Here is a 13,522-nt window from a genome sequence, read left to right on the forward strand (position 1 = left end):
CGGAGCGGGACATCGGCCCTCCCGGAACCATCATTGGTAGCCTTGGACACAGTAAGTTGAACATGGCGCCAGAGTCAACTTTTTGGTGCTACGCTGCGTTTCGACAAAGTCGATCGATATTGGATGGGGCTGTGCCAGCGACGGAGCAAGCCTTTCCGGTGAGTGCGCGGGGCCGCCGGACGATGAGCAAGCTGGTCGATGCCGCTGCGGTGGTGTTCGGGCGCAAGGGCTTCCTGGACACCAAGATCACTGACATCACGACCGAGGCCGGCGTCGCCAACGGGAGCTTCTACACCTACTTCGAGTCGAAGGAGGCGATCTTCCGCGCGGTCATCGACGAGGTGAACGAGCGGATGTTCACGAAGTCCCGGGTGCCCGCCGACGCCGGATCCAGCGCCTATCAGCGCATCGAGCACGCCACGCGGGCCTACGTGCGGGCCTACCGCGAGGAGGCCAGCCTGCTGATGATCCTGGAGCAGGTCGCGAGCTTCAGCCCGGAGTTCCGGGAGATGCGGCGGGAGACGCGGAAGGTCTTCCGCGCGCGCACCGAGCGCGGCATCCGCCGCTTCCAGGAGTCGGGCCTGGTCTCGCCGAGCCTGCCGGCGGACTACGCCGCGGCCGCGTTGACCTCGATGGTCAGCAACTTCTGTTACATGTGGCTGGTCCTGGACGAGGACTACGACGAGGAGACGGCCATCCTCACGCTGAGCCGGCTCTGGGCCCAGGCGCTGGGCATCGAGGTCGACCTGCGCAACGCCGAGCCCAGCGCCTCCTAGCATTGCGCCCGCCCGGCGCTCAGCCGAGAATCCGGGCGGGGTTGGTCACGAGCATCGTGTGGATCTGTTCGGGCGTCACGCCCCGCTGGAGCAGCGCGGGCAGGACGTCCTCGTGCAGATGGTTGTAGTGCCAGTTCGGCAGCAGGCGGGCCTTGTCGGCGACGTCGAAGTTGTGCGTGAAGCACGAGGCGTCGTGCGACAGCACCATCCGGTCCGCGTAGCCGAGCGCGCAGAGGTCGGCGACGGTCTGCACCCGCGCCTCGAACGGCAGCATGAGGTCCAGTCCGAACCGGTCCATGCCGATGCAGGACCCGGCGTCCATCAGTGAGCGCAGATAGTCGAGGTCGGTCGTGTCGCCGCTGTGGCCGATCACCACGCGTTCGAGGTCCACCCCCTCCTTGCGGAAGACCGCCTGCTGGTCGGTGCCCCTGCGGGTGCCGGCGTGGGTGTGGGTGGAGATGGGCGCCCCGGTCTCGCGGTGCGCCAGCGCCGCGGCTCGCAGCACCCGTTCGACGCCGGGGGTCAGGCCGCTCTCGTCGGTGGCGCACTTGATGATGCCCGCGCGGATGCCGGTGTCCGCGATCCCGGTCGTGAGGTCCCTGATGAAGAACTCGGTCAGCAGCTCCGGGCCGTCGATCAGCTTGCCGGGACCGCGGAACTTGAAGAACATCGGGACGTCGTCGTAGGTGTAGAGGCCGGTGGCGACCACGATGTTCATGCGGACGAGCTTGGCGACCTCGGCCACCCGCGCCACGTCGCGGCCCAGTCCGATCACGGTGAGGTCGACGATGGTCCGGACGCCGAGCTCGTAGGCGCGCTCCAGCTTCTGGACGGCATCGGCCCGGCGGGCCGCCTCGTCCCAGCGGCCCGGGTAGTTGCGCTCGACCTCGGTGTCGAGCACGAAGACGTGTTCGTGCATCAGCGTCTGGCCGAGCTCGGCCGGGTCGACGGGGCCGCGGACGGTGGGAACGGTGCTCATGGACTGCGCTCCTGTCAGGCGAAGGCGGGGAGGGTGCTGGAGCCGAGCTCGGCGATGGATCGTCGCAGCCCGGGCTCGGCCAGGGTCTGCGCGGGCACCAGGACCCGGTCCACGCCGAGATCCCGCAGGAACCGGAGCGTCTCGTGGTCCCCGAGCCGGCCGGGGTCCTTCGTCCAGCGGGCGGTGATCTCCAGGCGGCCGTCGCGTCCGGACGCCTCGAACTCCGTGCGGGCGAAGGCGACCAGCGACGCCACCGCCTCACGGTCGTAGCCGCCCGGGAAGAACCCGTCGCCGATCCGGCCGGCCCGCCGAGCGGCCACCTTGGTCGACCCGCCGATGTGGATCGGCACCGAGCCCCGGGGCGGCGAGGGCTCGCTGTGGACGAGGTCGAAGGAGAAGAACTTTCCCTGGTACGTGCGGGGGCCCGACGCCCACAGCTCGCGCATCACGGCGATCGACTCGTCCATCACCGCGCCTCGCTGCGCGAAGTCGGCGCCCAGGGCCTCGAACTCCTCGCGGAGCCAGCCCACCCCGACGCCGATCTCGACGCGGCCGCGGCTGAGCCGGTCGAGGGTCGCGATCTCCTTCGCCGTGATCAGCGGGTTGCGCTGCGGGACGGTGATGATCCCGGTGCCGAGGCGCAGCCGCGTGGTCGCGGCCGCGACGAACGCCATCCAGATCAGGGGGTCGGTGAGCGGCAGGTCGTGGCCGAACCAGAAGCGCCCGTCGGGGGTTTCGGGGTACCGCGGCTCGTAGACCTCCGGGATGACCACGTGCTCGACGGTCCAGAGGGATTCGAAGCCGGCCTGTTCGGCCCAGCGTGCGAGGTCGAGTGCGCGGTCAGGCTCGGCGAACTCGCCGACGTTGCAGTGGCTGATGCCGAATTTCATGGGCTCCGCTCCCGGCCTCGGATTGTGTCTGGCATCCACTTGACTCTGGCGCCAAGTTCAACTTAGCTGTGACTGCCACCACACTGTCAAGGCTTTCGGCTCTACCAGAAGGAGGGGACATGCGAGATCCGCTCGGGCGACCGCGGGACCTCAACGGGCCGCACGGGGGCCTGGATGCGCTCTTCCACCCGCGAGCGGTCGCCGTCCTCGGCGCCTCCGGCCGGGAGGCGAACCCGTTCGCCCGCCCCCTGCACTACCTGGCGCAGTTCGGGTTCACCGGCGAGATCTACCCGGTCAACCCCGGATACGCGGAGCTCGCCGGCCGGCCGTGCTACCCCTCGCTCGCCGCGCTGCCCGGCCCGGTCGACCTGGTGCTGATGCTGATTCCGGCGGCGCGGGTGCTGCAGGAACTGCCCGCGGTCGCCGCGGCGGGTGCGCGCGCCGCCGTCGTCTTCGCCTCCGGCTTCGGGGAGCTGCGGGAGGGCCAGGCGCTGCAGGCGCAGCTGCGGGAGACCGCGCGCGGCCTGGGCGTGCGGTTGCTCGGGCCCAACTGCCAGGGCGTGGTCCACACGGGCGAGGCCATGTTCGGCACGTTCACCGCCGCCCTCGAGTCCGGCCCCGTCGCGGCCGGCGGGCTGGCCTACGTCGGCCAGAGCGGCGCGGTCGGCGGATCGATTCTCAGCCTGGCCCGCGAGCGCGGCCTCGGGATCGCCGCCTGGGCGAGCACCGGCAACCAGGTCGACCTGACCGCCGTCGAGCTCGGCCGCTACCTGCTGGAGGAGGACGAGGTCCGGGTCCTGTCCATGTACCTCGAGGCCGCGGTCGACGACCACGACTTCCGCGAGCTCGCGCGAAGGGCCGCCGAGCTGGGCAAGAAGGTGATCGTCCTGCGCTCCGCGGTCAGCGCCGCCGGTGCCCGCGCCGCGGCCTCGCACACGGGCGCGATCGTCGGCGACGACGCCGGCTACCGGGTGACGGTCCGCGAGTTCGGCGTGGTCGAGGCCGAGGACGTCGACGACTTCGTGGCGCTCGCGCACGGCCTGACGGTCTCCCCGCCGATCGCCGGCGATCGGGTCGCCGTCGTCACCACCTCGGGCGGAGCCGGCAGCCTCGCCGCGGACCAGCTCTCGGCCGCGGGCCTCGCCGTCGACGACCTCCCCGAGCGGACCCGGGCCGAGCTGCGCGGCCTGGTGCCCAGCTTCGGCGCCGTCGACAATCCCGTCGACGTCACGGCGCAGATCTTCCGGGACAGCGACCCCTCGGACTTCGTGGAGGTCTGTGACCGGGTGTACCGCTCGGACGGCATCGACGCCGTGATGATCACGCTCACGCTCGTCACCGGCACGCTGGCCACCCGCATGGCCGAGTCGTTCGTGAAGACCTGGCGCGACCTGGCCAAGCCCATGGTCCTGGTCTGGATGGCGGCCCGGGAGCAGACCGCCGAGGCGCGCGACATCCTGCGGGACGCGGGCTGGCCGATCTTCGACTCGACCCGCCAGGCGGCACGCGTGCTGACCGCGCTGCGCAGCCCCGCGGCGGCGGAGGACGGCTTCACCTCGGCGGCGTTCCCGGTCGCCGAGATCCAGCGGGCGATGGCGGGCACCGGCGCGGTGGTCACCGAGGCCGAAGGGGACGTCCTGCTCGGGCTCGCCGGGGTCGCCCGGCCCGCCTCGGTCCTGGTGCGCTCGGTGGAGCAGGCGCAGGCGCTCGCCGCCGAGGCCGCCGGGCCGAGCGTCCTGAAGATCCAGGCGAGCGGCGTGCTGCACAAGTCCGAGCGCGGCGGCGTGCGGCTGGCCGTCCCGGCGGACCAGCTCGTGCCGACCTACCGCGACCTGATGACCGAGTTCGCGGCCGATCAGCCCGCGGGCGTGCTGGTCCAGGAGATGGCGCCGGCGGGCGTCGAGCTGATCGTGGGCGTGACCCGGTCCGCGGGCGGCCTGCCGATCGTCACCGTGGGCCTGGGCGGGTACGCCACCGAGATCTACCGGGACGCGGTCTCGGCCTTCGCCCCGGTGTCCCCGCAGCGGGCTGAGCGGATGGTCCGTTCGCTGGCCGCCGCCCCGCTGCTGACCGGCTTCCGTGGCAGTCCTCCGGTGGACCTGTCCGACACCGCGCGGGCCATCTCCCGGATCAGTCTCCTGGCCGTCGCGGCCGGCGAGCGCCTGAGCGACCTGGAGGTGAACCCGCTGCGGGTGACCCCCGACGGCCGGGCGATCGCCCTGGACTTCCTGCTGCTCAACCGGCCGGCCTCGGCGCCGGTCCCATCCAACGGACCCCGTGAAGGAGAAGCCCGATGACCCCCTCGGTCACCTTTGAGCGCCACGGCAACGTCGCGCTCGTGACCATCTCCAACCCGGCGATCAAGAACGCGCTGACCATGGACATGGCCTGGCAGCTGGCGGATTGCTGCGAGCGGATCGACCGGGACGAGACGCTCGGGGCGGCGGTGATCCGGGGCGACGCCGGGACGTTCTGCTCGGGAGCGGACACCAACTCGTGGCGCGACTCCTACGCCGGGGACGCCGTGAGTGACCGCGCGTACGCCGAGACGGACCAGATGTACGGCTCGTTCGTCCGGGTGGGACAGCTTCGGGTGCCCACGGTGGCCGCGGTGCGCGGCGCCGCCGTGGGGGCCGGGCTCAACCTGGCGCTCGCCACCGACCTTCGGATCGTGTCCCGCGATGCGCGGCTGATGGCCGGCTTCCTGCGGGCGGGCATCCACCCCGGGGGCGGCTTCTTCACGATCCTGAGCCGGCTGACCGGCCGGGAGGCCGCGGCCGGGATGGGGGTGTTCAGCGACGAGATCGACGGCGACCGGGCGCGCGAGCTCGGCCTGGCCTGGCGATCGGTGCCGGACGGCGAGGTCGAGTCCACGGCACTGGAGCTCGCCGGGCGGATCGCGGCCGACCCGCTGCTGGCGACGCGGGTCGTGCGCTCGTTCCGGCTCGAGACCTCGGACCAGCGGCTGCCGTGGCCGGTCGCCCTGGAGCTCGAACGCGGCGTGCAGCTCTGGACGCAGAACCGCCGCCTCAAGCGCCTGGCGGCCGCCGAGCACACCGAGGCGGGCACGTCATGATCGACTTTGCGGCCTCCCGGCTGACCGAGGCGGAGATGACGCTCCGCGACGAGGTGCGCGAGTTCATCGCCGCGGCGCGGCGCGAGAACCGCTTCTCGGTCGGCCTGGGCATCAACGCGGAGGCGAACATCGAGTTCAGCCGCGAGGTCGCCCGTCGCGGCTGGGTCGGGATGGTGGTGCCCAAGGAGTACGGCGGCCCGGGCCGCAGCGCCGTCGACCGCTTCGTGGTGGTCGAGGAGATGCTGGCCGCCGGGGCCCCGATCAGCGCCCACTGGGTCGGCGACCGGCAGACCGCCCAGATCATCCTGCGGTTCGGAACCGAGGAGCAGAAACGGCGGTTCCTGCCCGCGATCGTCCAGGGAGAGGTCTGGTTCTGCCTGGGCATGAGCGAGCCCGGCAGCGGCTCGGACCTCGCGTCCGTGCGCACCCGGGCCACCCGGACGGACGGCGGCTGGCTGCTGAACGGGCAGAAGGTCTGGACCTCGGGCGCGCACTACGCGGACTTCGCCGTGACCCTCTGCCGGACGTCGGCCGAGGGCAAGCACGCCGGGCTCAGCCAGCTCATCGTCGACCTGCGCGCCGACGGCATCACGATCCGCCCGATCCGCCTGCTCAACGGCTTCCACCACTTCAACGAGGTCTACTTCGACGACGTCTTCGTCCCCGACGACATGGTGCTGGGCGAGATCGGTGACGGGTGGCTGCAGGTCACGTCCGAGCTGGCGCACGAGCGATCCGGCCCCGACCGGTTCATGTCGGTCGTCCCGGTGCTGGAAATGGTCTACGCGGCGCTGGCCGAGACCAGCCCGCCGGAGGAGACGGAACACCTCATCGGGCTGGTCACCGCGCGCTACTGGACCCTGCGCAACCTGTCGCTGTCCATCGCCCGGGCCCTCGACCGGGGCGAGACCCCGGCCGTGGAGGCGGCCCTCGTGAAGGACATCAGCACGCAGTTCGAGAACGAGGTCGTCGAGATCCTGCGCAAGCTCGTGCCGGACGAGCTGGACCCCTCGGCCGGCGGGCTGCGGTCCCTGCTCGCGGACGCCGTGGTGACGGCCCCGACCTTCACGCTGCGCGGCGGCACCAACGAGGTGCTGCGCACCGTCATCGCCAAGCACCTGGCCCGCTCGTCGAGGAGTGACTGATGTCGGAGACGTCCGAGATGCTCGACCAGGCGCTCGCCGCCATCTTCACCCGATCCGGCCGGGGACCGGCGCAGCGGGGCGCGTCCTGGCCGCAGGACACCTGGTCGACCGTGGAGGCCAACGGATTCGCCTACCTCGACCTCGACGAGCACGGCATCGGGCTGGAGGAGGCCGTCCGGATCGCGATCTGCGTCGGCCGGCACGCCGTCGCGATACCCCTGGTCGAAACCGCCGGCCTGGTGTCCTGGCTGCTCGCCCGGTCCGCCCTCGAGCGCCCGGAGGGCCTGACCCTCGGCGCCGTGTCGCATCCGCTGGACGACCTCCGCGTGACGCCGCTGCCCGGCGGCGACGCCGAGATCTCCGGGACGCTGCATCGAGTCCCATGGGGGCGCCGGGCGGACCACCTGGTGGCGGTCGCGGACATCGGGGGCACCCCCCGCACGGTGCTGCTGCCGCGCCCGGCCGAGGTCCGGGCCGGGGAGAACCTGGCCGGGGAGCCCCGCGACACCGTCCTGTTCGACCGGCTGCGGCTGCCCGCCGCGGCGATCGCGCAGGGCGCGGGCCCGTCGCCCCTGGAGCTGCGCGCCCGCGGCGTCCTGCTGCGTGCCGCCTCCGCCGCCGGCGCGATGCAGCGGGTCCTCGCCGTGGTGCTGGCCTACGCCGACACACGCGAGCAGTTCGGCAAGCCGATCCGGACGTTCCAGGCGGTGCAGCACCACATGGTCGACGTGGCCGAGGCCGCGGCCGCCACGATGCTCGCGGTCAACGCCGCCGTGCTGGCCGATCCGGGGGAGCGGCTGCTGGCCGCCGCCTCCGCGGGCGTGACCGCCAAGGAGGACACCCGCCGGCTGAACCGGTCGGCCCATCAGGTGCTCGGCGCGATCGGCGTGACCGACGAGCACGAGCTGCCGGCCCTCACCACGCGGCTGTGGAGCTGGCAGGGGGAGTTCGGCAGCAGCCGGGACTGGTCGGTCTTCATCGGCCGCGCGGCGCTGAACAAGAGCCTGCCGAGCCTCTGGAGCCTGATCTCCTCGACCGAGCAGGCCCACGCCGGGCGCGCCCTGGGCGAGATGGTCCCGTGGTAGGGCACCGGTCCGATCTCCTGGTCGACGTCAGCGCCGACGGTGTCGCCGTCGTCCGCCTGAACCGCCCCGAACGCCGCAACGCCCTGAGCCGCGGGCTGCTGAGCGACATCACGACCGTCTTCACCGACCTCGACCGGCGTCGCGACGTCCGGGTGGTGGTGCTGCGCGGCACCGGTGGACAGGCGTTCTCCGTCGGTGCCGATCTGAAGGAGATGCACGCCCGGGACACGGCCGAGCATCTGCCGTACGAGCCGATGCGCGAGGCCACCCGCAACCCCTACGAAACCGTGCTGGAGTGCCGCAAGCCGACGATCGCGGTCCTGGAGGGCTGGGTCGTCGGCGGCGGACTCGAGCTGGCGATGGCGTGCGACCTGCGGGTCGCCGCGGACACCGCACGGTTTCTGATGCCCGAGTCCAAGGTGGGCCTCGGTGCCAACTTCGGCAGTCAGATGCTGCCGCGGCTGGTGCCCGCGGGCTTCGCCTTCGAGGTGCTGTACCTCGCCGAGCCGTTCGACGCCGCAACCGGGTTCCGGATGGGGCTGCTCAACCGGATCGCCCCGCCCGAGGAGCTGGACGCGACGGTGGACGCCCTGGTGGCGACCCTCGTGTCCAGGGCGCCGATCACCCTGCAGCGGTACAAGGCGATGGTGCACCTCGGGTCGTCCCTGCCGATCGCCACCGCGCTGCGCCTCGACCCCGGTCCCAGCCCCTACCTGAGCGAGGACCGCGCGGAGGGCACCGCAGCCTTCAGCCAGAAGCGAACTCCACGGTGGTCCGGCCGCTGAACGCACGGATCGCGACACCCCGCAACACCCCGGCTCCACTGCTGCGAAGGGAACAGCCATGAAGACACCCCAACGGTTCCGCACCATACCCCGCACCGCCGCCGTGGCCATGGCCACGGTTGCCAGCCTCGCCCTCGCCGCCTGCGGAGGCGGTTCCGCGGACAGCGGCAAGGGCGGCGGCGACATCAAGGTCGGCGTGATCGCCGCGCTGACCGGCATCGCCGCACCCTACGGCGTCCAGAGCGTGAACTCCTTCCAGATGGGCGTCGCCGACCTCAACGCGGCCGGTGGGATCAACGGGCGCAAGGTCTCGGTGGAGGTGCTCGACAACCGCTCGAAGCCGGAAGAGGTCCCCGCCCTGATGCGCCGGCTCGTGTCCGGCGGCGCGAACGTCATCGTCGGCGCGTCGTCCAGCCCGGTCACCATCACCGCGGCCCAGACCGCCGACCAGCTCAAGGTGCCGCTGATCGTGCCGATGGAGGCCGCCGACAGCATCATCGGCAGCGGGCGCAAGTACGTCTTCAAACTGGCCCCCTCGATCCTGGCCGACAACGGCTGGGCGGCGCAGTCGGTGCGCGCCGTGATGCAGGGGGCGGAGAAGCAGGGCGAGACGCCGAAGACGGCGATGCTGATCTACGCCAGCGCCGGGGCCTACCCGGACGCGCAGAAGGCGTGGTCCGGCACCTTCCAGAAGGAGTACCCGGGCGTGAAGGTGCTCGACTCCATCTCCTACGACGAGGCCACGACGACGGACTTCGCCCCGCTGGTCAGCCAGGCGAAGAGCGCGAACCCCGACATCCTGTTGTTCGGCGGCAACCCGCAGGGCGCGTTCCTCTTCTACCCGGCGCTCGCCCGCTCCGGCTGGAAGCCCAAGGCGACGGTCGGCGTGCTGGGCGGCAACACCAACGCGCAGTTCATCCCGACGGTCGGCGCGATCTCGGACGGCGACGTCGCCGGCAACTACTGGACCTCGCTGCTCAAGTCGGCCGACGGCGCCAAGCACACCCCGCAGAGCTACTCGGACGAGTACAAGGCCAAGTACAACGGGCAGACGCCCGACGGGGTGGGCGCCTACTACTACGCGTCGGTCGGGCTGCTGGCGGACGCCCTGTCCGCGGCGAGCAACCCGGACGACAAGGAATCGATCACGTCGGCCCTGCGGTCCGTGGACATCTCCGGCATCAACGGCGACAAGCACGGGCTGTGGATCATCAGCCACGGCGTGAAGTTCGACGCCAAGGGCACGAACGAGCGGGCGACCGGCCTGGTCACCCAGATCCAGGGCGGCAAGTACGTCCCGGTCTTCCCGGCGGACGCGGCCGCGACCTCGACCGTCTACCCGAGGCCGTAGGCGGATCGGGGACCATGATGAAGACGGCCCTGTCGGTTGAGGGATTCAGCGTCTGGCGTGGACGGTCGGAGATCGTGCGATCCGTCGACCTCGAGGTCGGCCAGGGTGAGCTCGTCTGCCTGCTCGGCTCCAACGGAGCGGGCAAGACGACCCTCACCGAGGGGCTGCTCGGCACCATCCCCGCCCGCGCCGGCAAGCTGGAGTTCGACGGTCGCCCGATCGCCGGCCTGCGGCCCTGGCACCGGGTGCGGGCGGGACTCGTCCTGGTCCCGCAGGAGCGGTCGCTGTTCGTGGGCATGACGGTCGAGGAGAACCTCCGGGTCGGCGCGGGACCGCGGGCGAAAGCGGGCCCCTTCGACCTGGCGGCCATGTACGACCTCTTCCCGCGCCTGAAGGATCGGGCCGGCCAGCTCGCGGGGACCCTGAGCGGTGGCGAGCGCAGCATGCTCGCCATCGCCCGGGGGCTCATGCTCCAGCCGCGCACGCTCGTGCTCGACGAGCCCTCGCTCGGTCTGGCCCCGGTCATCGTCCAGGTGATCATGAAGACGATCGGCGAGATCAACGCCGCCGGTGTCGGGGTCCTGCTGATCGAGCAGAACGTCCACCAGGCGCTCGCGCTGGCCGCCCGCGGCTACGTGCTGGAGGGCGGAACGATCGTCGCGGCCGGCACCGCGGAGTCGCTGCTCGCCTCCAGCCTGCTGGAGAGCGGATATCTCGGAACCACGACCAGCACACGAGAGGAGGCCAGGTGATGGCCGTACTCCAGATCGCCGTTACCGGGGTGCTCCAGGGGCTGATCTACGCCCTGATCGGGCTCGGCCTCTACCTGATTTTCAACGTCATGCGGGTGGTGAACTTCGCCCATGGCTACTTCGTCCTGATCGGCATGTACGGGGTGCTGTCGCTCAAGCCCAGTTCGCTGGCCGACTTCGCCGTGGCCCTGCTCTTCGTCGCCGCGATCGCGGCCGCCTTCGGCTTTCTCGTCGAGCGCTTCCTCATCGAGTCGACCCTCGACAAGACGGGTCACGCGCAGCTGGTGATCACCCTCAGCATCGGCGTGGCCCTGCAGTACCTCTTCCAGGTGCTCTATCCCGAGCCGTACCAGACCATCCGCAACCCCTGGCCGATCGACGCCATCAACACCCTCGGCGTCACGATCAGCTTCGCCCGGCTGGCGGCCGGAACGGTGAGCCTCGTCCTGGCGCTCGCCCTGTCGTGGCTGATCTACCGGACGCGCCTGGGCGTCTACATGCGGGCCTGTGCGGAGAGCCTGAACGGTGCCATGTTCGTCGGCGTCAACGTCCGCCGGGTGTACCGCTCGACGTTCGCGCTCGGCGCGGCCGCGGCGGCGGTGGCCGGCGGGCTGCTGATTCCGTTCCAGCCGGTGTCTCCCCTGTACGGCCTGGAGCTGACGGTCAAGGCATTCATCGTGGTCGTGATCGGCGGCAGCGGGGCGCTGTGGGGGACGGTGACGGCCGGCATCCTGCTCGGGGTGGCCGAGGCGGCCAGCAGCGTCTACGTCAGCGGCTCGCTGGCCTCCTCGGTGATCTACGGCGCGTTCCTGCTGATCATCCTGTTCCGCCCGCAGGGCCTGGCTCGGAAGCGGGTGGCCCGGACATGAGATCCCTGCGCGCGCTCGCCTCCACCCCGCTGAACCGGGCGAACACCCTGGTCGTGGCCGTCGCGCTCGCCGTGGCGGTGACCTTCCCGCAGTTCGCCGCGGAGCCGACGATCGGCGTCGGCTTCGTCGCCCTGATCTACGCGATGCGCAACCTCACCTGGAACATCGCCGGCGGCTTCACCGGACTGCTGTCGATCGCGCACGCCAGCGCCTTGGGCATCGGCGCGTTCTCGGTCGCGGTGCTGACCTGGCAGCACGGCATCAACATCTGGCTGGCGATCGGCGTCGGCATCCTGCTCTCGGCGGCGATCGGCGCGGCGGTCAGCCTGATCATGAGCCGGTTCGGCGTCAACGCGCTGTTCTTCACGCTCGGAACCCTGGCCCTGGCGGTCGCGATCTCCGGCATCGCGGCCACATGGGGCGTCACGGGCGGCGTGAACGGCCTGCAGAACCTCACCACGCAGGAGGGCATCCTGCATCTGCAGTGGTTCACGGACGCCGCTCCGCTGTACTACGTCGCGCTCGCCGTCCTCGTGCTCCTCACCGCCGGGGTGTCGTGGATGACGCGCCGCACCCGGTTCGGCCGTTCGCTGCCGTTCATCCGCGAGGATCCGGTGCTCGCCGCGAGCATGGGCGTCGCGGTGATCCACAACCAGGCGATCGCCATGGGTGTCAGCATGGGGCTCACCGCGATTCCGGGTGCGCTCATCGCGCAGTACACGAACTTCGTCAGCTACGACTCCGTCCTGTCGGTGGAGGTCGGCGTCGCGATGCTCGTGGGCGCGATCATCGGCGGCTCGGCCACGCTCGCCGGGCCGATCGTGGCCGGGATCGGCATCGCGGTGCTCGAGGAGCTGCTGCGCATGTTCGCGGTGTCCAGCTCCAACGTCTCCAGCTACACCCAGATCGCGTACGCGATCTGCGTCATCGCGATCCTGCGGTTCGGCGGCTCGGGCATCGTGCCGCTGTGGAACCGGTTGATCGTCCGCCTGTTCGGCACCGGCCGGCCGCACGACCCGGAGTCCGGGACTCCGTCCGGCCGGTCGGCGCCCGATCGAGCCCCGGCCCCCGAGGTGGTGAGCGAGCATGCTTGAGGTCACGGCGATCGCCAAGAACTTCGGCGGTCTCAAGGTGCTGCAGGACGTCTCCTTCACGGCCGGGTCCGGGATGGTGACCGCCCTGATCGGTCCCAACGGCGCGGGCAAGTCGACGCTGGTGAACCTGATCGCCGGCGTGCTGCGCCCGACGAACGGGACGGTGCTGCTGGACGGCGTCGACATCACCGGGATGTCTCCGGTGAAGGTGTTCGAGGCGGGCGTCGCCCGGACCTTTCAGGTGTCGGGGAACGTGTCGGAGCTCAACGTCTTCGAGTGCGTCGCGCTGGCGGCCTACCGGCGCGCCCGCGGCTACCGGGAGGCGAACCGGCTGGCTCGCGAGCAGCTCGAGCGGTTCGACCTCTGGCAGTACCGGCGCGAGGCGATCGGGGACATCCCGTCGGCGATGGTCCGGATCGTCGACTTCGCCCGGGGCCTGGTGTCGCAGCCGAAGGTGCTGCTGCTCGACGAGGTGATGGCCGGCCTGACCCCGCACGAGGTCGACATCGTGATCGAGCGCGTGCGCGAGTGTCGCGCGGAGGGCATCGCCATCGTGATGATCGAGCACGTGATGCAGGCGGTGAACGCGCTCGCGGACAAGGCCGTGGTGCTCAACCACGGCCGGATCGTCACCGAGGGAGCCCTGGCCGAGGTGACCGCCCACCCCGACGTTCGTGAGGCGTACCTGGGCGCCGCGTGAGGTCCGGGCGTCGCCGGTCG

The 13,522-nt window shown here is 71.2% G+C and carries 13 protein-coding genes; 11 read left to right on the forward strand and 2 right to left on the reverse strand.

Annotated elements, in window-relative coordinates:
• The first annotated feature begins 182 nt into the window (after positions 1-182).
• Positions 183-776 carry a TetR/AcrR family transcriptional regulator gene (locus tag AC6JBM_RS12265; RefSeq protein ID WP_350625531.1) on the forward strand — a complete coding sequence of 198 codons (594 nt, stop codon included), beginning with the start codon at positions 183-185 and terminating at the stop codon, positions 774-776.
• Positions 777-795: 19 nt separating this feature from the next.
• On the opposite strand, the gene AC6JBM_RS12270 is transcribed toward AC6JBM_RS12265, so the two are convergent.
• Together AC6JBM_RS12270 and AC6JBM_RS12275 are read right to left on the reverse strand one after the other, a co-directional pair.
• On the reverse strand, positions 796-1,755 hold the full coding sequence (locus tag AC6JBM_RS12270) for a phosphotriesterase family protein (protein WP_497983722.1): 960 nt from the start codon (positions 1,753-1,755) through the stop codon (positions 796-798).
• Positions 1,756-1,769: 14 nt separating this feature from the next.
• Positions 1,770-2,645, reverse strand: a complete 876-nt coding sequence (locus AC6JBM_RS12275; RefSeq protein ID WP_497983723.1) for an LLM class F420-dependent oxidoreductase — start codon at positions 2,643-2,645, stop codon at positions 1,770-1,772.
• A gap of 119 nt (positions 2,646-2,764) precedes the next feature.
• Between AC6JBM_RS12275 and AC6JBM_RS12280 the strand changes: the two genes are divergently transcribed.
• From AC6JBM_RS12280 to AC6JBM_RS12325, 10 genes are all read left to right on the forward strand, one after another.
• Entirely contained in the window at positions 2,765-4,942 is a 2,178-nt protein-coding gene (locus AC6JBM_RS12280) for an acetate--CoA ligase family protein (protein WP_497983724.1), read from the forward strand.
• A complete protein-coding gene (locus tag AC6JBM_RS12285; protein ID WP_497983725.1) occupies positions 4,939-5,721 on the forward strand; it encodes an enoyl-CoA hydratase/isomerase family protein in 783 nt (260 codons plus the stop codon). The genes AC6JBM_RS12280 and AC6JBM_RS12285 overlap by 4 nt, the downstream gene beginning before the upstream one ends.
• Positions 5,718-6,866 carry an acyl-CoA dehydrogenase family protein gene (locus AC6JBM_RS12290; protein WP_497983726.1) on the forward strand — a complete coding sequence of 383 codons (1,149 nt, stop codon included), beginning with the start codon at positions 5,718-5,720 and terminating at the stop codon, positions 6,864-6,866. Before AC6JBM_RS12285 ends, AC6JBM_RS12290 begins: the two co-directional genes overlap by 4 nt.
• Positions 6,866-7,951, forward strand: a complete 1,086-nt coding sequence (locus AC6JBM_RS12295) for an acyl-CoA dehydrogenase family protein (protein ID WP_497983727.1) — start codon at positions 6,866-6,868, stop codon at positions 7,949-7,951. Before AC6JBM_RS12290 ends, AC6JBM_RS12295 begins: the two co-directional genes overlap by 1 nt.
• Positions 7,945-8,736, forward strand: coding sequence for an enoyl-CoA hydratase/isomerase family protein (locus AC6JBM_RS12300; protein WP_497983728.1), 792 nt, complete (start codon positions 7,945-7,947; stop codon positions 8,734-8,736). Before AC6JBM_RS12295 ends, AC6JBM_RS12300 begins: the two co-directional genes overlap by 7 nt.
• 58 nt (positions 8,737-8,794) lie before the next feature.
• Positions 8,795-10,087, forward strand: coding sequence for an ABC transporter substrate-binding protein (locus tag AC6JBM_RS12305; protein ID WP_497983729.1), 1,293 nt, complete (start codon positions 8,795-8,797; stop codon positions 10,085-10,087).
• 74 nt (positions 10,088-10,161) lie between these two features.
• Positions 10,162-10,839 carry an ABC transporter ATP-binding protein gene (locus tag AC6JBM_RS12310; protein WP_497983730.1) on the forward strand — a complete coding sequence of 226 codons (678 nt, stop codon included), beginning with the start codon at positions 10,162-10,164 and terminating at the stop codon, positions 10,837-10,839.
• Positions 10,839-11,708: a branched-chain amino acid ABC transporter permease gene (locus tag AC6JBM_RS12315; protein ID WP_497986446.1), complete on the forward strand. Its 870-nt coding sequence runs from the start codon at positions 10,839-10,841 to the stop codon at positions 11,706-11,708. Before AC6JBM_RS12310 ends, AC6JBM_RS12315 begins: the two co-directional genes overlap by 1 nt.
• Positions 11,705-12,802, forward strand: a complete 1,098-nt coding sequence (locus AC6JBM_RS12320; RefSeq protein WP_497983731.1) for a branched-chain amino acid ABC transporter permease — start codon at positions 11,705-11,707, stop codon at positions 12,800-12,802. The genes AC6JBM_RS12315 and AC6JBM_RS12320 overlap by 4 nt, the downstream gene beginning before the upstream one ends.
• On the forward strand, positions 12,795-13,502 hold the full coding sequence (locus AC6JBM_RS12325) for an ABC transporter ATP-binding protein (RefSeq protein WP_350625510.1): 708 nt from the start codon (positions 12,795-12,797) through the stop codon (positions 13,500-13,502). Before AC6JBM_RS12320 ends, AC6JBM_RS12325 begins: the two co-directional genes overlap by 8 nt.
• Positions 13,503-13,522 lie beyond the last annotated feature (20 nt).

The organism is Dactylosporangium thailandense (genome assembly GCF_059739745.1).

Bases quoted from the DNA above. Each gene is read 5' to 3' on its own strand.
- AC6JBM_RS12290 (WP_497983726.1), top strand. From the start codon at position 5,718: ATGATCGACTTTGCGGCCTCCCGGCTGACCGAGGCGGAGATGACGCTC.
- AC6JBM_RS12270 (WP_497983722.1), bottom strand. From the start codon at position 1,755: ATGAGCACCGTTCCCACCGTCCGCGGCCCCGTCGACCCGGCCGAGCTC.
- AC6JBM_RS12305 (WP_497983729.1), top strand. From the start codon at position 8,795: ATGAAGACACCCCAACGGTTCCGCACCATACCCCGCACCGCCGCCGTG.
- AC6JBM_RS12280 (WP_497983724.1), top strand. From the start codon at position 2,765: ATGCGAGATCCGCTCGGGCGACCGCGGGACCTCAACGGGCCGCACGGG.
- AC6JBM_RS12315 (WP_497986446.1), top strand. From the start codon at position 10,839: ATGGCCGTACTCCAGATCGCCGTTACCGGGGTGCTCCAGGGGCTGATC.
- AC6JBM_RS12275 (WP_497983723.1), bottom strand. From the start codon at position 2,645: ATGAAATTCGGCATCAGCCACTGCAACGTCGGCGAGTTCGCCGAGCCT.
- AC6JBM_RS12325 (WP_350625510.1), top strand. From the start codon at position 12,795: ATGCTTGAGGTCACGGCGATCGCCAAGAACTTCGGCGGTCTCAAGGTG.
- AC6JBM_RS12295 (WP_497983727.1), top strand. From the start codon at position 6,866: ATGTCGGAGACGTCCGAGATGCTCGACCAGGCGCTCGCCGCCATCTTC.
- AC6JBM_RS12320 (WP_497983731.1), top strand. From the start codon at position 11,705: ATGAGATCCCTGCGCGCGCTCGCCTCCACCCCGCTGAACCGGGCGAAC.
- AC6JBM_RS12285 (WP_497983725.1), top strand. From the start codon at position 4,939: ATGACCCCCTCGGTCACCTTTGAGCGCCACGGCAACGTCGCGCTCGTG.
- AC6JBM_RS12265 (WP_350625531.1), top strand. From the start codon at position 183: ATGAGCAAGCTGGTCGATGCCGCTGCGGTGGTGTTCGGGCGCAAGGGC.